Source organism: Sphingobium soli (assembly GCF_020782245.1).
Classification (GTDB): domain Bacteria; phylum Pseudomonadota; class Alphaproteobacteria; order Sphingomonadales; family Sphingomonadaceae; genus Sphingobium; species Sphingobium soli.
In genome coordinates this window covers 44,164-65,106 of record NZ_JAJGNP010000002.1, presented here as the reverse complement: position 1 = coordinate 65,106, position 20,943 = coordinate 44,164, and the positions used below count along the sequence as shown (strand labels likewise).

Annotated in this window: 21 protein-coding genes and 1 tRNA gene; 13 read left to right on the top strand and 9 right to left on the bottom strand. The window is 64.3% G+C overall.

Annotated elements, in window-relative coordinates; translation table 11 throughout:
- Positions 1-26: 26 nt before the first annotated feature.
- Complete coding sequence (locus LL253_RS02940; protein ID WP_228226142.1) at positions 27-1,187, bottom strand: glycosyltransferase; 1,161 nt, start codon at positions 1,185-1,187, stop codon at positions 27-29.
- Positions 1,188-1,302: 115 nt separating this feature from the next.
- Entirely contained in the window at positions 1,303-1,743 is a 441-nt protein-coding gene (locus tag LL253_RS02935; protein ID WP_009821139.1) for a hypothetical protein, read from the bottom strand.
- Between the two features lie 74 nt (positions 1,744-1,817).
- Here LL253_RS02935 and LL253_RS02930 point away from each other — a divergent pair, with 74 nt between their 5' ends.
- From LL253_RS02930 to phoB, 7 genes are all read left to right on the top strand, one after another.
- Positions 1,818-3,137: a sensor histidine kinase gene (locus LL253_RS02930; RefSeq protein ID WP_407696075.1), complete on the top strand. Its 1,320-nt coding sequence runs from the start codon at positions 1,818-1,820 to the stop codon at positions 3,135-3,137.
- A 102-nt stretch (positions 3,138-3,239) separates the two neighbouring features.
- Positions 3,240-4,292, top strand: coding sequence for a substrate-binding domain-containing protein (locus tag LL253_RS02925; protein ID WP_407696074.1), 1,053 nt, complete (start codon positions 3,240-3,242; stop codon positions 4,290-4,292).
- 10 nt (positions 4,293-4,302) lie between these two features.
- Positions 4,303-5,697: a phosphate ABC transporter permease subunit PstC gene (gene pstC, locus LL253_RS02920; protein ID WP_228226140.1), complete on the top strand. Its 1,395-nt coding sequence runs from the start codon at positions 4,303-4,305 to the stop codon at positions 5,695-5,697.
- A complete protein-coding gene (pstA, locus tag LL253_RS02915; protein ID WP_228226139.1) occupies positions 5,694-6,953 on the top strand; it encodes a phosphate ABC transporter permease PstA in 1,260 nt (419 codons plus the stop codon). The genes pstC and pstA overlap by 4 nt, the downstream gene beginning before the upstream one ends.
- A gap of 8 nt (positions 6,954-6,961) precedes the next feature.
- Positions 6,962-7,750 (top strand): phosphate ABC transporter ATP-binding protein PstB, encoded by a 789-nt coding sequence (gene pstB / locus LL253_RS02910; protein ID WP_009821134.1) that lies wholly within the window; start codon positions 6,962-6,964, stop codon positions 7,748-7,750.
- Positions 7,751-7,770: 20 nt separating this feature from the next.
- Entirely contained in the window at positions 7,771-8,466 is a 696-nt protein-coding gene (gene phoU, locus LL253_RS02905) for a phosphate signaling complex protein PhoU (protein WP_009821133.1), read from the top strand.
- Positions 8,467-8,468: 2 nt separating this feature from the next.
- Entirely contained in the window at positions 8,469-9,170 is a 702-nt protein-coding gene (phoB, locus tag LL253_RS02900) for a phosphate regulon transcriptional regulator PhoB (protein WP_228226138.1), read from the top strand.
- An 80-nt stretch (positions 9,171-9,250) separates the two neighbouring features.
- On the opposite strand, the gene def is transcribed toward phoB, so the two are convergent.
- Both def and recR read right to left on the bottom strand, forming a co-directional pair.
- A complete protein-coding gene (gene def, locus LL253_RS02895) occupies positions 9,251-9,781 on the bottom strand; it encodes a peptide deformylase (protein WP_228220544.1) in 531 nt (176 codons plus the stop codon).
- Positions 9,782-9,841: 60 nt separating this feature from the next.
- Positions 9,842-10,438 (bottom strand): recombination mediator RecR, encoded by a 597-nt coding sequence (gene recR / locus LL253_RS02890; protein WP_228226137.1) that lies wholly within the window; start codon positions 10,436-10,438, stop codon positions 9,842-9,844.
- A 54-nt stretch (positions 10,439-10,492) separates the two neighbouring features.
- On the opposite strand from recR, the gene fmt reads away from it, so the two are divergent.
- Positions 10,493-11,401 carry a methionyl-tRNA formyltransferase gene (fmt, locus tag LL253_RS02885; RefSeq protein WP_228226136.1) on the top strand — a complete coding sequence of 303 codons (909 nt, stop codon included), beginning with the start codon at positions 10,493-10,495 and terminating at the stop codon, positions 11,399-11,401.
- A gap of 92 nt (positions 11,402-11,493) precedes the next feature.
- A complete protein-coding gene (truA, locus tag LL253_RS02880; RefSeq protein WP_228226135.1) occupies positions 11,494-12,234 on the top strand; it encodes a tRNA pseudouridine(38-40) synthase TruA in 741 nt (246 codons plus the stop codon).
- On the opposite strand, the gene LL253_RS02875 is transcribed toward truA, so the two are convergent.
- Positions 12,225-12,953, bottom strand: coding sequence for a queuosine precursor transporter (locus tag LL253_RS02875; RefSeq protein ID WP_228226134.1), 729 nt, complete (start codon positions 12,951-12,953; stop codon positions 12,225-12,227). The genes truA and LL253_RS02875 overlap by 10 nt on opposite strands.
- A gap of 66 nt (positions 12,954-13,019) precedes the next feature.
- Here LL253_RS02875 and LL253_RS02870 point away from each other — a divergent pair.
- Positions 13,020-13,096, top strand: a tRNA-Arg gene (locus tag LL253_RS02870).
- Positions 13,097-13,116: 20 nt separating this feature from the next.
- Here the strand turns inward: LL253_RS02870 and LL253_RS02865 are convergent.
- From LL253_RS02865 to fsa, 3 genes are all read right to left on the bottom strand, one after another.
- A complete protein-coding gene (locus tag LL253_RS02865) occupies positions 13,117-15,030 on the bottom strand; it encodes a BCCT family transporter (RefSeq protein WP_228226133.1) in 1,914 nt (637 codons plus the stop codon).
- A 156-nt stretch (positions 15,031-15,186) separates the two neighbouring features.
- Entirely contained in the window at positions 15,187-15,525 is a 339-nt protein-coding gene (locus LL253_RS02860) for an antibiotic biosynthesis monooxygenase family protein (RefSeq protein ID WP_009821091.1), read from the bottom strand.
- Positions 15,526-15,602: 77 nt separating this feature from the next.
- Complete coding sequence (fsa, locus tag LL253_RS02855; protein ID WP_009821090.1) at positions 15,603-16,256, bottom strand: fructose-6-phosphate aldolase; 654 nt, start codon at positions 16,254-16,256, stop codon at positions 15,603-15,605.
- Positions 16,257-16,377: 121 nt separating this feature from the next.
- On the opposite strand from fsa, the gene LL253_RS02850 reads away from it, so the two are divergent.
- The 3 genes from LL253_RS02850 to LL253_RS02840 are packed head-to-tail and all read left to right on the top strand — an operon-like array spanning position 16,378 to position 19,443.
- A complete protein-coding gene (locus tag LL253_RS02850; RefSeq protein WP_228226132.1) occupies positions 16,378-17,025 on the top strand; it encodes a DUF2490 domain-containing protein in 648 nt (215 codons plus the stop codon).
- 46 nt (positions 17,026-17,071) lie between these two features.
- Positions 17,072-19,243, top strand: coding sequence for a primosomal protein N' (locus LL253_RS02845; RefSeq protein ID WP_228226131.1), 2,172 nt, complete (start codon positions 17,072-17,074; stop codon positions 19,241-19,243).
- Entirely contained in the window at positions 19,243-19,443 is a 201-nt protein-coding gene (locus LL253_RS02840) for a DUF1289 domain-containing protein (protein WP_228226130.1), read from the top strand. Before LL253_RS02845 ends, LL253_RS02840 begins: the two co-directional genes overlap by 1 nt.
- Here LL253_RS02840 and LL253_RS02835 read toward each other — a convergent pair.
- Complete coding sequence (locus tag LL253_RS02835) at positions 19,379-20,881, bottom strand: tetratricopeptide repeat protein (RefSeq protein WP_228226129.1); 1,503 nt, start codon at positions 20,879-20,881, stop codon at positions 19,379-19,381. The genes LL253_RS02840 and LL253_RS02835 overlap by 65 nt on opposite strands.
- Positions 20,882-20,943: the final 62 nt, after the last annotated feature.

The window sequence follows — 20,943 nt, the reverse complement described above, 5'->3', positions numbered from 1 at the left end:
GCGAGAGTAGCCAAGACGCTAACGCATCAGGGCAATGCAGGCGAGGGCAGCATGACTGGCGTCGGAGAAGGGATCAGTTCAGCAAAAGCAGCGACATAGGCGTCTAGCGCGCGCGCCGCGCCATGGTCACGGATCGCCGCCTCCATCAAGGGAACGGGCGCAGGAGACGCCAGAGTGCGCTCGATCGCGCGCGCCAGCGCCGCGCTGTCGCCGATCGGCACTGGGGGATGCTGGCCAGCGGCGGCCAGGACCGGACGGATATTGGGCGTACTGTCGGTTGCCACGACGCCCGCGCCGCAGGCCAACGCCTCGATCAGGGTTGCGCACAACCCTTCCCAGCGGGATGGCTGCAACAGCAGGTCCGCCTGTCCCATCAATTCGGCGAGCCTTTCGGGGTCGGCAACATACCCGGCGAGGATGACGCGATCGGCGATGCCGAGCGCGTTCGCTTGCGCTGCCAATGCCGCGCGCAACGGCCCGTCCCCCGCGATCGTCAATCGCCAGTCAACATGCGACAGCCGCGCCAACGCCTCCAATGCCGTCGCATGATCCTTCTGCTCGACCAGTCGCCCGACCATCAGCATTTGAACCGGCGCGTCGGCGTCTCGCGGTCGCCGCTGCCTGCGCACCCTCTCCATGACCGGGGTCACGGTCGGCCGCGGCAGCAGACGCACCGCGCCGCTACGAGAAAGCAGCGCGCGATCATATTCGCCCATGACGATTGTCAGGTCGCTGATCCGGTTGATTGCGCGAAAGCGCTTCAGCCTGGTCCAACTCGCCAAGTCGCCCATGCCCGGGCGCAGGATCGGATTGGAGATGCGCGCGACCGATCGGGTCGCCGTCCCCACGCAAGCCAGCGCCACCAGCATGTTGCTCTGGTTCCCCGCGGAATAAAGAATGTCGGGCCGGTGCCGCCGAACCATCGCGGCAAGCGCAGGGAACTGTCCGATCATCGACATGCGCCGATTGCCGCCCAATGCGGCAACGCGCCGCACGGGTACACGGGGATCTATGAGATGTGCGCTGACACCATCGAGGTGCGCCATCCACAGCTCGACGGCCATGCCCCTGCGCGCCATATGATTGGCCAGCAATATGGCAACCCGATCCAGCCCGCCGTCGCCCGGCCGATATAAATAGATCGCTGCTGACAGGTCGGTATGCGACCGAACGCCATGATGAAACATTGTGTCTCCACCGCCTGAACCAGTATTGCTGGCTTGACGGCATCAACGCGCCTGTTCCGTATCGGCTCCCCTGTTGCCGTCACGCCCCGCGTTTCCATCGCGTTGGCGGGTCGGCTTATCGCGGCATCTGTAGTGATGCGTAACAGGTGAAGCCGCTCGTTCCCGACTGGAGCCGGCGGATATAGTTGAGATAGGCCTGGTTCTGATCGTAACTGGTGCCCGGCAGCGGCCGGCCGCGCAGCGCCTGCTTCACCTGCTCGCCGGTATAGCTGCGCCCCGTGCCGGGAAATGCGCCCGGCGTGCCTGGCGGCACCACCTGGCCGTTGGGGGCGATATATTTGCCGGCCCGGCCCTGATCGGGCACGGGGATCGTGCAATTGAGGACCGACGCCGCGGTATTGGCAAGGGCCGGCCGGATGGACACGATCGTCGACGCGGCAACCGCCCCGCCCATCAGCAACTGGCGACGCGACGCGACCCCGCCCTCGGCCAGGCCATCGGCCGCGGAGGGCTGATGCTGGACATCCCTGTCCTGATCGGGCTTGGGATCAGTCATATCGCTCCATTTCGCATCGGGCACTTGCCAAAGCGTAAAGATTGCACGCTATTGGAACAAGACATTCGCAGCAAATGCGCGACAATTCCAGTGCGGTAACCATGAATCGGCTCAGTATCTCGCAAATCACCGCCTCGCTTGCCATGCTGCTGCTGGGCACGGGCGGCGCCCTGATGATGGGCGCGCACCCCCTTCATATCGCCTTGCCGATATTGGCGGGCGTCGTGGTCCTCATCATCACATCGGGCGATGCTGGCCTGCGACCGGCTGACCCGCCGCTTGCAGCCCCGCCCGAACAGATTGATTTCACAGCGCATCCTGACTTTCCCAGCCTGCTCGAAGGCATTTCCGATCCGCTGATGCTGGTGGAAAAAGGCCGCATCGCCCGCGCGAACCGCGCTGCCATGCGGCTGCTTGGCGCCCATATCGAAGGCGAGGATGCGCGCATCGCGATCCGTCACCCCGCCGCAGCCGAACGGCTGGCGAGCACGGCCCCACTGGCTGAACCGATCATGATCGAACTGGTGGGCCTGGGCACGCGCGATCAACGGTGGCAGATGCGGGTCGCGCCCGTCGGCGCGGTCGCCACCATGCGGCGGCTGGTCCATCTGGTCGATCATAGCGGCACCCATGCCGCCGAACGGATGCGCGTGGATTTCGTCGCCAATGCCAGCCACGAACTGCGCACGCCCCTGGCGGGCATATTGGGCTTTATCGAAACGCTCGCCGACCCCGAACTGGGCAAGGACGTCGAAACCCGGCAGCGCTTTCTCAAGATCATGGATGGCGAAGCCCGCCGGATGCAGCGGCTGATCGACGACCTGATTTCGCTGTCCCGGATCGAGGCCGAGAAATATCGCACGCCCGACAGCGCGGTGGATCTGAGCGAACTGGTGGCCGAAGTCGTCGGCGTGTTCCGGTCGAGCCATGGCGATCGTGGCCGCGACGTCGAAATGGAGATCGCGCCTTCGCTGGCACCGGTGCTGGGTGATCGGGCGCAATTGTCGCAACTCATTCACAATCTGATCGGCAATTCCGTCAAATATGGCCGGCCCGGAACGCCGATCCGCGTGACTCTTTCCGAAGGCTCCAGTGGCATGGCGAGGCTCTGCGTCGCGGATGAAGGTGAAGGCATAGGCCCCGATCACCTGCCGCGCCTGACCGAACGCTTCTACCGCGTCGATTCGGGCCGCAGCCGCGCCATGGGCGGCACGGGCCTGGGCCTGGCCATCGTCAAACATATCGTGGAACGCCATCGGGGGCGTCTGGACATTGCCAGCACGCTGGGCAAAGGCACCAGCATCACCGTGCTACTGCCCCCGCCAGCGGATGAGACGCCAGGCAGGATGGACGAAAAAAAGCGCCCATCGGCGCTATCGGGCACGATGTCATGAAAATGAAATGGCAATGTCACAAAGGCGCGACTGTCCGCGACTAAGGCCGGCTCCAAGGGGGGCGGCGACACGGGATTCGCGGCTTCGACGATGGAGATAGACGTGAAGACATTCGCCTTGCTCGCTGCTGCTGCCACGGGCGTCCTCAGCCTCGCCGCCTGCGGAGACCAGTCGAGCGGCGCCGGCGGCACCCGCGACCAGATTCGCGCGGTCGGCTCCTCCACCGTCTACCCCTTCGCCACCGCAGCCGCCGAATTGTTCGTCCAGAGCAACCCCGGCATGAAATCGCCGATCATCGAATCGACCGGCACGGGGGGCGGCATGAAGCTGTTCTGCGCCGGCGTCGGCGCGCAGCATCCCGATATCGAAGACGCCTCGCGTCGCATGAAGAAGTCCGAATTCGACCAGTGCCAGGCCAATGGGGTCAAGGATATCATCGAAGTGCAGATCGGCGTCGACGGTCTGGCCTTCGCGGAATCGAAGGAAGGCCCCGGCCTCTCGCTGACGCCCAAGATCGTCTATGAAGCGCTGGCCGCCAACCCCTATGGCGAGGATGCCAACAAGGCGCAGACATGGAAGGATGTCGACGCCAGCCTGCCCGCCATCCCCATCTCCGTCTTTGGTCCGCCATCGACCAGCGGCACGCGCGATTCGCTGGCTGAACTGATCCTCGAAGTGGGCTGCCGGACCGATCCGGCCATGGCGGCGCTCAAGGAAAAGAATGAGGATGAATATAAGGCGACCTGCACCCGTATCCGGGAAGACGGCAAATATGTCGATTCGGGCGAAAACGACAATCTGATCGTGCAAAAGCTGGGCGCCAATCCCAACGCGGTCGGCGTCTTCGGCTTCAGCTTCCTGGAAGAGAATAAGAACACGCTCAAGGATGTCCCGATCAACGGCATCCCGGCGACCTATGATACCGTATCGACGGGCCAATATCCCGGCGCGCGCCCGCTCTACATCTATGTGAAGAAGGCGCATATGCAGGCGGTGCCCGGCCTCCAGGCCTATCTTAACATCTTCGCGTCAAACTGGGGTCCCGGAGGCGTGCTCGCCAGGCGCGGCATGGTTCCGGCGCCCGATGATGTACGCAAGGCGAATGCAGAGACGGTCAAATCGCTGACCGTGCTCGACGGTGCCGACCTTAAATAAGCGAACCCCCATGACCGGACCTGCCATCATTCTGCTGCTTGCAGGCCTGGGCGCCATCGCCTGGGTCAGCGCCCGCGCCCGCGCCGTGCGGTTGCAAACCGCCGCGCGCGCGACCGGGCGACGCGACGCCGTTCATTCGCTTCCCGGCTATCATGGCTGGTATGTGGCGCTATGGACGCTGATCCCCGCCGCCATCTTCCTGGCCGTCTGGGCCAATGTCGCGCCGGGCCTCGTCACGCAGAGCGTGCTGGCCGACCCCGCGGCGCAGGCGCTGCCCGCCGATGGCTTCGCCCGATCCGCGATATTGGGGGAAGCGCGCGCTATCGCCAGCGGGCTGCAAGCCGGGGCCTTCAATCCTGCGAGCGAAGCGCTGGTCGCCCCCTATCGCACCGCGATCAGCGAATATGGCATTGCCGGCGCTGTCCTCGCGCTGATCCTCGCCTTTGCCGGCGGCGCCTATGCCTTCACGCGTATCCGGCCGGATTTTCGCGCCCGCACCCGCGTCGAGCGGCTGGTGATGATGGCGCTGCTGCTGGCGTCCTTGCTGGCGATCGTCACGACGCTGGGCATCGTCGCTTCGCTGCTGTGGGAAAGCTTTCGCTTCTTCTCGATGGTCAATCCCATCGACTTCCTGTTCGGCTTCAAATGGTCGCCGCAATCGGCGGCCATGGGCTATGGCAATGACGATGCGTTCGGCGCGATCCCGCTGTTCTGGGGCACGATCTTCATCGGCGCCATCATCGCGATGATCGTCGCCATCCCGCTGGGGCTGATGAGCGCGGTCTACCTCACCCAATATGCCAGCCCGGCGGTCCGTAAATGGATGAAGCCGCTGCTGGAGGTGCTCGCGGGCGTTCCGACGGTGGTCTATGGCTATTTCGCGGCGCTGACGGTTGCGCCTGCCCTGCGCGACTTTGCCGTCGCCATCGGCATCCGGGGCGCGAGTTCGGAAAGCGCGCTCGCCGCCGGCCTTGTCATGGGCGTGATGATCATCCCCTTCGTGTCATCCATGGCCGACGACAGCATCGCCGCCGTTCCGCAGTCGATGCGCGACGGCAGCCTGGCGATGGGCGCGACAACGAGCGAGACAATTAAACGCGTCCTCGTGCCGGCCGCCTTGCCCGGCGTCGTGGGCGGCGTGCTGCTGGCCGTCAGCCGCGCCATCGGCGAAACCATGATCGTCGTCATGGCCGCCGGCCTTGCCGCCAACCTTACGCTCAATCCCTTCGCCAGCGTGACGACGGTGACCACGCAGATCGTCCAGTTGCTGACCGGCGACCAGGAATTTGACAGCGCCAAGACGCTGGCCGCCTTTGCTCTTGGACTTGTCCTGTTCGTTGTCACCTTGCTGCTCAACATCGTGGCCCTGCGGGTCGTGAAAAAATATCGCGAGGCCTACGAATGAGCTCTCCCCTTTCTCCTGCCGAACGCCTTCCCACCGACTGGAAGTCCGACGCCATGCGCAAGCGGATCGCGCGGCGCTATGCCGCCGAACGGCGCTTTCGCCTGCTGGGGCTAGGCGCGGTTCTCTTGTCCGCCGCCTTCCTCGCCTTCCTGCTGGTGACGATGATGGGCAACGGCTTGCGCGGCTTCACCCGGACCGAAATCGCGCTCAAGGTCGATTTCCCGGCATCGCCGCTGCTGCTCGACCCGCAGGCGATCACCGACGAAGCACTCGCCAACGCCAATCTGCCGATGGTGACGAGCAGCGTCGCGGAAAAGATGCTGGGCAAGGAAGCGGATGCATGGCTTGCCCCGACCGCATGGATCAGCATGCGCGACGCGATCAAGGCCGATCCGACGATTCTCAATCGCACGGAGGTCATCCGCGTGCCCGCATCGACGGACATCGACCTCGCCGCCAAGAGCGATGGAACGCCCGCCGCAGAAGCCGCCGTCAAGCGCCTTAAACAGGCGGGGATCCTGTCGACCGGCTTCAACTGGAGCTTCCTGTCCTCGAGCGATGGTACAGACCCGACGCAGGTCGGCATCTGGGGCGCATTCAAGGGATCGTTGCTCACGATGCTGGTGACGCTGGTGCTCAGCTTCCCGATCGGCGTTGCGACCGCCCTCTATCTGGAGGAATATGCGCCCAAGGCCTGGTGGACCGACATCATCGAAGTGTCGATCAACAATCTGGCGGCGGTGCCTTCGATCATTTTCGGCCTGCTTGGCCTTTCGATCTTCCTCAACTTCCTGCACCTGCCCCGGTCCGCCGCGGTGGTCGGCGGCATGACGCTGGCACTGATGACGATGCCGGTCATCGTCATTGCCGGGCGCAACGCGATCAAATCGGTGCCGCCCAGTATCCGCGACGCCGCACTCGGCATCGGCGCGTCGCCGGTGCAGGTGGTGTTCCAGCATGTCCTGCCGCTCGCCCTGCCCGGCATCCTCACTGGCACGATCATCGGCATGGCCCGCGCACTCGGCGAGACCGCGCCGCTGCTGATGATCGGCATGCGCGCCTTCATCGCGACCCCGCCGGGCGGCGTGACCGATCCGGCGACAGTGCTGCCGGTGCAGATATTCCTGTGGTCGGACGAGGTGTCCAAGGGCTTTGTCGAAAAGACATCCGCCGCGATCATCGTGCTGCTGGTCTTCCTGCTCGCGATGAACGGCCTCGCCATCTACCTGCGCAACAAGTTTGAAAAACGGTGGTAATCAGCCCCATGACTGACGAACAAAAAAGCCTGGCCCCGGCCAATCCGAAGATGACCGCGCGTGACGTAAAAGTTTTCTACGGCCCCAAGCAGGCGATCAAGGGCGTCTCCATCGACGTCGACATGGATAATGTCACAGCCTTCATCGGCCCGTCGGGCTGCGGCAAGTCCACCTTCCTACGGACACTCAACCGCATGAACGACACCGTGGCGTCGGCGCGGGTCGACGGAACGATCACGCTGGATGGCGAGGATATCTACGCCCCGTCGATGGACGTCGTCCAGCTGCGCGCGCGCGTCGGCATGGTGTTCCAGAAACCCAATCCCTTCCCCAAGTCGATCTACGAAAATATCGCCTATGGCCCGCGCATCCACGGCCTGGCCGCGTCCAAGGCGGACATGGACGTGATCGTCGAAAAGTCCTTGCGCCGTGCGGGCTTGTGGGAAGAAGTGAAGGATCGCCTTCAGGACAGCGGCACCGCGTTGTCGGGCGGCCAGCAGCAGCGCCTGTGCATCGGCCGTGCCATCGCGGTTGAACCAGAGGTGATCCTGATGGACGAACCCTGCTCTGCACTAGACCCTATCGCGACCGCCAAGATCGAAGAGCTGATCCACGAATTGCGCGGCCGCTACGCCATCGTCATCGTTACCCACAATATGCAACAGGCCGCCCGCGTGTCGCAGCGCACCGCCTTCTTCCATCTGGGCGAACTGGTCGAATATGGCGTCACGTCCGACATCTTCACCAATCCGAAGGCGGAGCGGACCAAGGATTATATCACGGGTCGCTACGGCTGATCCGCGCGGAGAGAAGCATCATGGCAGAACATACAATCAAGGCGTTTGACGACGAAATCGACCGGTTGCGGGGCTTGATCGCCGAAATGGGTGGCCGGGCCGAAGCGGCGATCGAAAATGCGATGCTCGCGCTGCAACGCCACGACAAGGTCTTGGCCGCCGAGGTCGTCGCCGATGACAGACGCATCGACGCGATCGAGGCGGAGGTCGAGAAACTGGTGGTGGAGGTGATCGCCCTGCGCGCACCGATGGCCAACGACCTGCGCGACGTGATCGCGGCATTGAAGATCGTCAGCGTCGTCGAGCGGATCGGCGACTATGCCAAGAATATCGCCAAGCGCGTGCCGCTGGTCGCGACCAACAGCCGGACCGTCGAGCCGATTTCGCTGCTGCCGTCCATGGGGCAGGTCGCGGGCGAGATGGTGCATGACGTGCTCAACGCCTATGCCGCGCGCGACGCCGACCTCGCGCTGGCGGTGGTCGAACGCGACACGGTGGTGGACGATTTCTACAACAGCGTGTTCCGCACGCTCGTGACCTACATGGTCGAAAATCCCAAGACGATCAGCGAATGCGCGCATCTGCTGTTCATCGCGAAGAATATCGAACGCATCGGCGACCATGCGACCAATGTCGCTGAAATGGTCTATTATGCCGCAACGGGCAAGACATTGCCCGAACGGGAGCGCGGCCCCGACATCCAGATGGAGGATTGAGCATGCCGCGGGCCAAGATGCTGCTGGTGGAAGATGACGCGGCGCTCGCCGAACTGTTGATCTGGCATTTCAAACGCGAGGATTTCGACGTCTCCCATACCGTCGATGGCGAAGAGGCGCTGCTGATGGCGCAGGAAACGGTGCCCGACATCGTCCTGCTCGACTGGATGGTGGAAAGCCTGTCGGGGATCGAAGTGTGCCGCCGCCTGCGCCGCATGAGCGGCACGGCCAACGTGCCCATCATCATGCTGACCGCGCGGGGCGAAGAGGAAGATCGCGTGCGCGGGCTGGAAACCGGCGCGGACGATTATGTGACCAAGCCCTTTTCCCCACGTGAACTGGTGGCACGCGTCGGCGCGGTGCTGCGCCGCGTGCGCCCGGCGCTGGCGGGCGAGACGCTGACCTTTGCCGATGTGGAAATGGACACGGTCGGCCACAAGGTCCGCCGTTCCGGCCAGGTCATCCCGCTTGGTCCCACCGAATTTCGGCTGCTCAAGCATTTCCTGGAGCATCCCGGCTGGGTCTTTTCCCGCGAGCGGCTGCTCGACAGCGTGTGGGGCCAGGATAGCGACATCGAGTTGCGCACGGTCGACGTCCATATCCGCCGCCTGCGCAAGGCGATCAATGCCGACGGGCAATATCAGGACATCATCCGCACCGTGCGATCGGCCGGTTATGCGCTGGACACGGATGGCGTCGCCTGACGCTAAGGTAAAAACCAGATCGGCATGAAAAAAGCCTCCCGGGCCAGACCGGAGAGGCTTTTTTCATCAGCCTGAGGATTTCAAGCCGCGCGGCGCGCCTTGTTGAGTTTCTTCATCAGCATGTCGCGCTTCAGGCGCGAGAGATGGTCGATGAAGAGTATGCCCTCCAGATGATCCATCTCATGCTGGAGGCAGGTGGCGAGCAAACCCTCCAGCTGTTCCTCATGAATGCGGCCTTCGCGGTCCATCCAGCTGGCGCGGATGACGGAAGGCCGTTCGACCTCGGCAAACTGGTCGGGAACCGACAGGCAACCTTCATTATAGACGGACAGATCGTCCGACCCCTTCAGGATTTCCGGGTTGATGAACACCATCGGATTCTTGACCGGCGGCGCACCTTCCTCATCCGATTCGGGTTCCTGCAAGTCGATGACGAGCACCCGCTTGGGCACGCCGACCTGAATGGCGGCGAGGCCGATACCGGGCGCATCATACATGGTGTCGAACATATCATCGATCAGCGTCTGGAGATCGTCGTCGATCGCCTCGACACGGGTCGAAATGGTGCGCAGCCGGGGATCGGGCGCTTCGAGAATGGGACGGATTGCCATGCGCCGAACATAGGCGGAACGTGCGGCATTATCAAGCCGTCCGCGACGCGTCTGCGCGCCTCAGCCTACCGGCCGTCGCGCCCGCAGCGCCTGCGCCAGCGTGCCTTCGTCCAGATAATCCAGTTCCCCGCCCACCGGCACGCCATGCGCCAGTTGCGTCAGACGGATCGGGAAGCACTCCAGCCGTTCCGCCAGATAATGGGCGGTGGTCTGCCCCTCCAGCGTGGCGTTCATCGCCAGCACGACTTCATCGATGCCGCCCGCTTCAACCCGGCCGACCAGCGCATCGATCGTCAAATCCTCCGGCCGGACGCCGTCCAGCGCGGACAGCCGGCCGCCCAGCACATGGAAGCGGCCGGGGAACAGGCGTGACTTGTCGAGCGCCCACAGGTCAGACACATCCTCCACCACGCACAGCGCCCGCGGATCACGACGCGGATCGGCACAAATGCCGCACGGATCCACGGTATCGACGTTGCCGCATAGATGACAGGTCACCAGCCGCTCATTCACCGCCTCCAGCGCACGCAGCAGCGGCTCCATCGCGCCTTCGCGGCGCTTGAGCAGGTGCAGGACCGCGCGCCGGGCCGAACGGGGGCCAAGGCCGGGCAAGCGGGACAGGGCCTGCGTCAACGTCTCGATTTCTGGTGAAGCCATAAGGTGAGATAAGGGGTTGCATGTCCCAACGACAAGGGGTTTGAGGAGCCGATCATGCGTATCATCTATATGGGCACCCCCGAATTCGCCGTTCCGGCGCTCGACGCGCTGGTAGCGGCCGGTCACGAGATCACCGCCGTGTACAGCCAGCCGCCCCGCCCCGCTGGTCGCGGCAAGGGGCTGCGCGCCTCGCCCGTCCATCAGCGCGCCGAGGCGCTGGGCCTGGAGGTGCGCACCCCATTGTCGCTCAAGGATGCCGAAACGCAGGCGGCTTTCGCGGCGCTGGATGCCGATGTCGCCGTGGTGGCGGCCTATGGGCTGATCCTGCCGCCGGCCATATTGGCCGCGCCGCGCCAAGGCTGCATGAACATCCATGCCTCGCTATTGCCGCGCTGGCGCGGGGCGGCGCCGATCCAGCGTGCGATCCTGGCGGGCGACAATGTCACCGGCGTCACCATCATGGACATGGAGGCGGGGCTGGACACCGGCCCGATGCGCGCCAAGCATGTCACCCCGATCGAAGACAAGACGGCGGGCGCGCTGACGCAGGAACTGGCGCAGGCCGGAGCGGACCTGATGGTGGAGGTGCTGGACGACCTGTCGCTGCATCCGCCCGTGCCCCAACCGGACGAGGGCGTCACCTATGCCGCCAAGATCGACAAGGCGGAATCGCACATCGACTTCACCCAGGACGCGCATGCGATCGAGCGGCAGGTGCGCGCCTTCAACCCGTTTCCCGGCGCTTTCTTCGCCTATCAGGGGGAGCGGTTTCGCATCCTCGCCGCGCATGTCGAACATCATGCCGGCGCGGCCGGGCAATTGCTAGATGACAGTTTGCTGATCGGGTGCGGCCATGACGCGATCCGCCCCACGCTGATCCAGCGCGCGGGCAAGGGCGCGATGAGCCCGGGCGAATTGCTGCGCGGCTATGACATGCCGGCGGGGAGCCGGGTGGATGGGTAAGAACAGCCCCGTTCGCCTCCTCCCCGTCGAGACGCGGAAAGCGCATCCCATGCCGTTTCTCGACTCCGCTCGAAACGAACGCGGCTAGCAACATGCCCCGCTTCGCCTTCACCGTCGAATTTGACGGCCGGCCCTTCATGGGCTGGCAACGGCAGGCGCATGGCCCCAGCGTCCAGCAAACGATCGAGGATGCGATCGCGGCCGTTACAGGCGAGGCGGCAGTGATCCATGCCGCCGGGCGAACGGATGCCGGGGTGCATGGCCTCGCCATGCGCGCCCATGCCGATATCGCCAAAGACATCGCCTCCTTTCGCCTGATGGAGGCAATCAATGCGCGAATGCGGCCCGCCCCGGTCGCCATCCTGGCGTGCGAAACGGTGGCGGACGACTGGCACGCCCGCTTTTCCTGCACCGGGCGGTCCTATGTCTATCGCATCGCCAATCGCCGCGCGCCGCTGACCTTCGATGCGGGGCTGGTGTGGCGCGTCGTCCAGCCGCTCGATGCCGATGCGATGCAGGCGGCGGCGCAGCATCTGGTGGGGAGCCATGATTTCACGACATTCCGGTCCGCCCATTGCCAGGCGCACAGCCCGTTAAAAACGCTCGACCGGCTGGATGTGGAACGGCAGGGCGACCGCATCGCCATCCATGCCGCCGCGCGCTCCTTCCTGCATCATCAGGTGCGATCGATGGTGGGCTGCCTCGCCATGGTGGGCATGGGGCGCTGGACCGCAAACGATCTGCGCGACGCCCTGGAGGCGAAGGACCGCGCGGCGCTGGGCCTCAATGCGCCGCCCGATGGCCTGTATTTCGTGCGCGCGACCTATCCCTGAGAGATGCTGGCGCGGAAGGGCGTGAAATTCGTGCCCTCGTCGTAGATGTCCAGCCCTTCCCGCCGTTTGACGAAGCCTACCACCGCATAGGTGACGGGCGTCAATATCGCCTCCCACCCGACCTTCATCGCCCAGTTCGTCACCATGACGGTCGCCACCTGTGCGTTGGTCCAGTCGCCGTAGAAAGCAAGTGGGTAGAAAAGCAGGCTGTCCACCCCCTGCCCCACGATGGTCGATCCAATGGTGCGCATCCACAAATGCCGCCCTTGGGTGTGCAGCTTCATCCGCGCCAGCACGAAGCTGTTGGCCAGTTCCCCCGCCCAGAAGGCGATGAGCGAGGCGAAGACAATGCGCCAGGTGCTGCCGAACACCGCCTCATAGGCCGCCTGGTCGGGCCAGCCCTGCGCCGGTGGCAAAGCAACGACGACCCAGCTCATCAGCGCCATGAACAGCATCGCGGCAAAGCCGGCCCACACGCACCGGCGCGCACGGGCATAGCCATAGACTTCGGTCAGCACGTCGCCCAGCACATAGCCCAGCGGAAAGAAGAGGATGCCCGCGCCAAATGTCACGCCGCCCAGCGTCGACAGCTTTGCCGCGCCGATCAGGTTCGACAGCAGCAGGATGGCGACAAAGGCCGCCATGAAGAAATCATAATAGCGCAGCGGCCGTGCGCCGAGCGCCCCCGCTCCGATCCTTTGCACCGCCCCGTCGTCCATCGCTCCTGCTTATCGGGCGGACAGGCGATTGCAAGCGGCCTTCCCTGCCGCTATCGCGCATGCCACGGCCCCGTAGCTCAGTTGGATAGAGCATCCGCCTTCTAAGCGGATGGTCGCAGGTTCGAATCCTGCCGGGGTCGCCACCCTAACGATCGGCTTGCGTTCAGGGCGTGGCGGGACGCCAGCCCTCCAGATGCAGCAATATGTCGTGCGTGATCTGCTCGGTCGACAGGCCGGTCAGATCGCGTTTGCGCTGTTGCCCCTCCGATCCGCCGGACATGATCCAGCCGTGGCTGCGGCGGCTTTCCGACGCCTCCAGCGCGGTATAGGCGGCGAGCGGACGAGACCGGGGGGTCAGATGATAGTGAAAGACGCGATCGGGCGCGAAGCGGATCGTCAGTACCGCCGCTCCGTCCTCATTCCTTTGCACATCGCTTTCCGCCCAGCCCTCTTCCAGCATTGCGTCGCGCACCGTTTCCAGCGCGGGCACGCCATTGGCGGCAATCTGGCGCGCGATATCGCTTCGGCTTGCCGGCACGAACAGGCGCTTGAGCCGTTCGGTGACGGCGGGCGCATCTTCGCTGATGGCGACGCCTTCCAGATCGGCCGTGGTCTGGCGCACCAGGCCCACGGCCAGCAACAGCATGATGATGCAGAAGGGGAGCGCGGCGAGCAGGGTCGCGGTCTGCAAGGCGCCGAGGCCGCCCGCCAGCAACAGCAATGTCGCTGTCACGCCCAGCAGCAGGCACCAGTAGACGCGCTGCCAGCGCGGCGTTTCGTCCGCCCCGCCCGATGCCAGCGTGTCGATGACGAGCGCGCCTGAGTCGGCGGACGTGATGAAGAAGACCGCGACCAGCGTGATGGCAAGCGCGGAGGTGAAGCCGGCACCGGGCAAATAGGCCAGGAACTTAAACAGCGCCGTCGACAGATTGGCGTCGACCGCCTTGGCGATCGCCCCATGCGCCGCGCCAAGATCGAGCGCGATCGCGGTGTTGCCGAACACCGTCATCCACAGGAAGGTGAAGCCCGCTGGCACGAACAGCACACCGACGACGAATTCCCGGATCGTGCGCCCGCGCGAAATGCGCGCGATGAACATGCCGACGAAGGGCGACCAGGCGATCCACCACGCCCAGTAGAACAAGGTCCAGTCCGCCATCCAGGCGCGCGGTTCATAGGCGTAGAGGGTGAAGGTGCGCTGGACGAAATGATCGAGATAAAGGCCGAAATTTTGCACCAGGGCATTGAGTAGGAACAAGGTCGGCCCCCACAGCATGACGAACAGCATCAGCAGGACGGCCAGCGTCAGGTTGAGTTCCGACAGGCGGCGCACGCCGCGATCGGCTCCGCTCAACACCGACAGGGTGGCCGCGCCCATGACGACGACGATGACGCCCACCTGCAAGGATATCGTGTCGGCCAGACCATAATTATAGGCAAGGCCGGCGGTCATCTGCGACACGCCAAAACCTAGCGAAGTCGACACGCCAAAGACGGTGCCACACACGGCGAATATGTCGATCGCATCGCCCATCGGGCCATGGATGCGCTTACCCAGGATCGGATGCAGCCCCGACCGCATCGTCAGCGGCAACCCGCGGCGATAGGAGAAATAGGCAAGGCTGAGCCCCACCAGTGCGTAGATGGCCCAAGCATGAATGCCATAATGGTGGAAGGTGATGGCCATTGCTTCGCGGGCGGCCAATATGGTGCCGGGCTCCGCTTCAGGCGGGGAGATATAATGCTGGACCGGCTCGGCCACGCCAAAATACATAAGGCCAATGCCCATGCCGGCTGCGAACAGCATGGCAAGCCAGGACACATAGGGGAAATCGGGTTCGGAATCGTCGGGGCCAAGGCGCAGGCGGCCAGCTGGTCCAAATCCCAGGACGAGGACCACCACCACAAAAGCGGCGACCGACGCAACGTAGAGCCAGCCGAATGTGTCGATGGCCCAGCTTTGCGCGGCGCTGAATATCTGGTCCGACGCGCCGGGCGCGATCAGCGTGCTGGACAGCATCAGAGCGACAATGATCGACGCCCCCCAGAATACGCGCGGATTCATCTGTGTCTTCATCCGCTTCCCCCTAATCTATGTGAAGGCGAAAATCAGCCGCGCGGGCGGATGTTCCGCCGATCATCCATAGAAAAGCATCAGCAGCAGGCCGATGGCGGTCAGCAACAGGGAAAACCAAAGGAAGCCGAGGTCGGGCTTGTCGGGATCGCGCATGACTCAGTCCTCGGCGCTGGCGACCGAACGGACGAGCAGATCGTCGGTTACGGTCATAGTGAAAATGGGGTCGGCATCGGCCGGCACTTCGGCAATGGCGTCGGTAAAGGCGGCGCGCGTGGCGGGATCGTCATAGACCATTTTCTGGTCGAAGGCCGCGCGCCAGGTCGCCTCGTCGGGCCATTCGGCATAGCCGACGAAGCGTCCATCCGCATCGCGATGCAAGCGCGACCCCAGGCTGCCATATTTTTCGCGGATGAGGTCGGTCCCACGCCGCCAGGCGGCGCGGAACTGATCCTCCTTGCCGGGATGGACCCGCCACCAATAAACCGCGACGAACATGCAGTATGCCTCCTTGTTACGAAGACACAATGAGCCGGACGAGCGGCGGTTCCGGTCGCGGCCTGCCCGATGCCGCTTTAGAGGATGGTCTGGCCGGTCTTGGCCCAGTCGGCGGCGAAGCCTTCCAGCCCCTTGTCGGTCAGCACATGCTTGGACAGCATCTTGATGACGGCGGGCGGGGCGGTAATGACGTCGGCGCCGATCTTCGCGCATTCGAGCACATGGATCGGATGGCGCAGCGAAGCGGCCAGGATTTCCGTGTCGAACTGATAATTGTCGTAGATCAGGCGAATGTCCTCGATCAGCTTCAGGCCGTCGAAGCCATTGTCGTCATGGCGACCCACGAAGGGCGAAATGAAGCTGGCGCCGGCCTTCGCCGCGAGCAGCGCCTGGTTGGCCGAGAAGCAGAGCGTCACATTGACGAGCGTACCGTCGTCCGTCAGCGCCTTGCAGGTCTTGAGCCCGTCGATGGTGAGCGGCACCTTGATGCAGACATTGTCGGCGATCTTCCGCAGGATTTCCGCTTCCTTCATCATCGTTTCATGGTCGAGCGCGACGACTTCGGCGGACACGGGGCCATCGACGATGCCGCAAATTTCCTCCACGACTTCCATGAACTTACGGCCCGACTTGTGGATCAGGGTCGGGTTGGTGGTGACGCCGTCCAAAAGGCCAGTGGCGGCCAGTTCGCGGATGTCGGCGGTGTCGGCGGTGTCGACGAAGAATTTCATGGGGATGCTCCAGGGCAATTGGCGATTCGGCTCCCTTTAGCCTTTGGGGCCGGGATTCGCCATCGGTTGCCCGGACGCCGCAGGACAGGTAACGGCGCGATACCTTTCCAAAGGATCACCGATGCGTTTCCCGATATTGCTGGCCGCGCTGGTGCTGCCCCTGATCGCTTCCCCCGCCCACGCCGCCGACGACACGCAGCTGTGGGTGTCGGAAGCACTGACGTTCAAGGCGGACGGCAATGACAGCATTACGATCGACTTCAGCCAGCGCGCACGGTCCGATGGGACAAGTGGCGGCGAGCAATCGCTCAGCCGCATTACCTGGGATCATAGGATAGCGGACGAGGTGCAGATCGGCGGCGGTTTCGCCTATCTTAAAAGCGAAGTCGATCAGGAGCTGCGCTTTCACCAGCAACTGACCGTCAGTCATGGCATATTGCAAAGCCGCACCCGGCTGGAGCAACGCTTTTTCGACAATGCCGACGAAGCCAGCTGGCGTCTGCGCGAACGGATCCAGGCGACGGTGCCACTGGATGCCGATAAGAAATGGGCGCTGGTCGGGGCGAGCGAATTCTTCTTTCATTTGAATCGGGCAAAGCCCGGCGACAGGACGGGCCTTGCCGTGATGCGCTTGCAAGGCGGCATTCGTCGATCCTTGAGCAAATCCGTCGATATCCAGCTGCTCTACATGCGCCAGCAGACCTTTCGCGACAATAAAGCCGACACATTCAACCATGTACCCTGGCTGTCGCTCAACTGGCGGATTTAGCGGCGGGGCTGTTTGCGCGGGACGCGCCAAGGGGTAAGGACGCACCATGTCCTCCCGCGCGCGCGTCCTGCTCCTTAATGCCGCTCTAGGCCCGCTCGACTATCGGGTGCCGCACGGCATGCGGGTCGAGCATGGCAGCATCGTCGTCGCGCCATTGGGGCCGCGCCAGATCATCGGCGTGGTGTGGGAGGAGGATCGCTTTCCCGATGTCGAGAGCGTGGGCGACAATCGCCTGCGCAATCTGCTGGAGGTGGTGGACGCGCCACCCTTGCCCGAACCGCTGCGCCGGTTGATCGAATGGACGGCGGATTATTATCTCAGCCCCCCGGCCGCCGTGCTGCGCATGGCGCTGTCGTCCATGTCGGCGCTGGAGGGGACGCGGACGGTGATCGAATATCGCGCCACCGGCGCGGTGCCCGAACGGATGACCGAACAGCGTGCGCAGGCGCTGGAGCGGATCGGCGAGCGCCAAGGACTGATCCGCGAGCTGGCGATGATCGGCGGGGTGAGCGATGCGGTGATCCGCGGCCTCATCAAGCAGGACATATTCGAGCCGGTGGAGGTGAGCGTCGACACGCCCTTCCCCATGCCCGACCCCGATCATGCGCCGCCCGCCCTGTCGGAAGCGCAGCGCGCCGCTGCGGGGCAGATGGCGGATGCGGTGCGGGCAGCGGACTTCGCGCCCTTCCTGCTCGACGGCGTGACCGGATCGGGCAAGACCGAAGTCTATTTCGAGGCGATCGCGGCGGCCATGCGGGCCGATCGGCAAGTGCTGGTGCTGCTGCCCGAAATCGCGCTGACCGAACCCTTTTTGGAGCGGTTTGAAAGACGTTTCGGATGCGTTCCGGTTAACTGGCATAGCGGCCTGCGGCAGAGCGAGCGGCGGCGTGCCTGGCGCGCCATCGCCAGTGGCCAGGCGCAGGTGGTGGTGGGCGCGCGGTCGGCGTTGTTCCTGCCCTACCCGAAGCTGGGCCTCATCGTCGTCGACGAAGCGCATGAGGCGAGTTTCAAACAGGAAGATGGCGTTCATTATCACGCCCGCGACGTGGCGGTGATGCGCGGTCTGATCGAGAAATTCCCGGTCGTGCTGGCGTCGGCCACGCCCGCCATCGAGACGCGGCATCAGGTGGAATTAGGGCGCTACGCCGAAATCAAGCTGCCGTCGCGCTTTGGCGGGGCGGAAATGCCCGACATTCACGGCATCAACCTGTTGACCGATCCGCCCGAGCGCGGCCGCTGGATCGCGCCGCCGCTGGTCCAGGCGATCGACGAGACGATGGCGCGGGGCGAACAGAGCCTGCTGTTCCTCAACCGGCGCGGTTACGCGCCGCTGACGCTGTGCCGCCATTGCGGCTATCGCTTCCAATGTCCCAATTGCACCGCCTGGATGGTCGAGCATCGGCTGACGCATCGGCTGGCGTGCCACCATTGCGGCCATGTCATCCCCGCGCCGCGCCGCTGCCCGGAGTGCAAGGAGGAGGACAGCTTGGTCGCGTGCGGTCCCGGCGTCGAACGCATCGCCGACGAGGTGAAGGCGCTCTGGCCGCAGGCGCGCACCGCCATCGCCACATCCGACACGCTCTGGTCGCCCGCGCGCGCCGCCGAGTTCGTGAAGTCGGTGGAAGGGGGTGATGTCGACATCATCATCGGCACGCAATTGGTGACGAAGGGCTATCATTTCCCCAATCTGACGCTTGTGGGCGTGATCGACGCCGATCTGGGGTTGGAGGGCGGCGACCTGCGCGCGGCCGAACGCACCTTCCAGCAAGTGATGCAGGTCGCCGGGCGTGCGGGACGCGGGGAAAAGCCGGGCCATGTCTTCATCCAGACGCGGATGCCCGAAAGCGAAGTCATCCAGTCGCTGATCGATGCGGACCCGGAGCGTTTCTATGCCGTGGAAACGGAAAACAGACGGCGCGCCAACGCCCCGCCCTTCGGCCGCTTCGCCGCGATCATCGTGTCGAGCGAGGACGCCGACGAAGCGGCGCAGACCGCACGACTGATCGGCAAGTCCGCGCCGGTGATTGAGGGGATGCGCGTCTATGGTCCGGCCCCCGCCCCATTGGCCGTGCTGCGCGGCCGGCATCGCCATCGCCTGCTGATCCACGCCAGCCGGCAGGTCGATATTCAGGCCGCGATCCGCGAATGGCTGGGCAATCTGGCGTGGAAATCGGGCACACGGGTCGCGGTGGACGTCGACCCCTATAGTTTCATGTGATGGCGACGCCCATTGCCAGCCCCTGCCGCAACCTGTGCGCGCTCGACCGGGATCGGGCGACATGCACGGGCTGCGGGCGAACCATCGAGGAGGTTGTGCACTGGCGCAGCATGAGCGATGCGCAGCGCGCCGCCGTCATGGCGCGGGTGCAGGATTTTGCGCCCCCTTTTCCGCCACCTGCGCATCATACTGCGCCTTGAGCCGCAGCGCCGCGTCCCGCATGCCGGACCCGTGCGGCGAATAGGCGATGGGATCGAGCAGGATGGAGGCGGCCGCATATTCCCCCCGGATCGCCAGCGCATGCGCCAGCCTGAACCGATAATTGGGATTTTGCGGCAGGAGGGTATAGGCCTTGTACAGGCCGTCATAGCCAAGTTCGGGCATCTGGCCGCCGCGCATCGCATGATATTGGTAGAATAGCGCCAGCGGCACCGGATCTTCGGTATCCGCGCGGTTGGCGCGCACGATGGCGGTGAGCGCCGCCTTCCAGTCGTCCGCCCTGTCACTGTCATGGGCGCGTTCCAGCATGGCGTCCGCCCGCACCGCATAGGCCCGGGAGGATTGCGGGTCGATGGCGATGGCGCGGTCGGCATCGACCAGGGCGGCATCGCGCATATCCGCCTTCCATTCCGCCTCGGCCAGCAATGCCAGCGCATGGGGGCTTTGCGGGAATTTCGCCGCCGTCGCGCGGATCGACGCCACGATGCCCGGCAGGTCCTCGGTCCGCGGCCGATGGATCAGACGCAATTCATCCTCGATCAGTGCGCCGTCAGCCGCATCGACGGGGCTGACGGTGATGGCGCCCAATTGCATCTCGCCGGGCCTCAGCACCAGCATATTGGTCCGATGCCGCATATAGGCCTTGAGATCCTTTTCCAGTCCCTCCAGCCCGCCTGCGAAATAGCTGTCCGGTTCGCCCGCCTCCCCGCGCGCAAGATCGTTCAGATAGGCCGACAATTCGGCGCTGCGTCCGGTCTTGGCATTGAAATAATAATGGGTCAGCAGCCAGGCGGTGCCATAATAGCGGTCGCCATCCGCGCGATTGAGCCCATCGGTAGTCTGCGCAAAAAGCTGCTTGAGCGGATAGGGCTGGCCCAGCACCAGTCCGGGGACGCGCGCCATCGGCACCTGCGCGAAGCGGATGGACCCGTCCTTGGGAAAATCGACGACCGAAAAATATTCCGCGAACCCTTCCACATACCAGGCCGGATACGCTGCGGGAAAATAGTGCAGCATGAAATGATGGGTATATTCGTGGAATAATATTTGTTCCGCGTCGAACCCGAACGTGCCGCCCTTCGATGAGCGGGACAGGAAGGCATAGGCGCTGCGATCGGACGTCGTGTAAAAGCCAGCGATATTGGGATTGCGGGCAAGGTCCTTGACCTTTGCTTCGCTGGACAGAAGATAGACCTTCACCGGGCTGCCCTTTTCCGCCGCGGTCTTGCCCGTCATCTTGCGCAGCAGATAGTCGAATTTTTCCAGCCGCTCCGCAAACTCGCGCAGCTTGTCGTCGCTGCCTTCGCTATAGACGGTGAAATGGTCGGTCTTTGCCTGCCACCAAGCCGCCTGCGCGCTGCCCGCGCCAGCCAGCAACAGGCCCAATGCCACCAGCAGCCGTCCCCACAAACGCACCATGCTACCCCCCTCAAGTCCCCGCATCACGGTGGCGCAAAAGGGAAGCGGACGAAAGCCTAAAT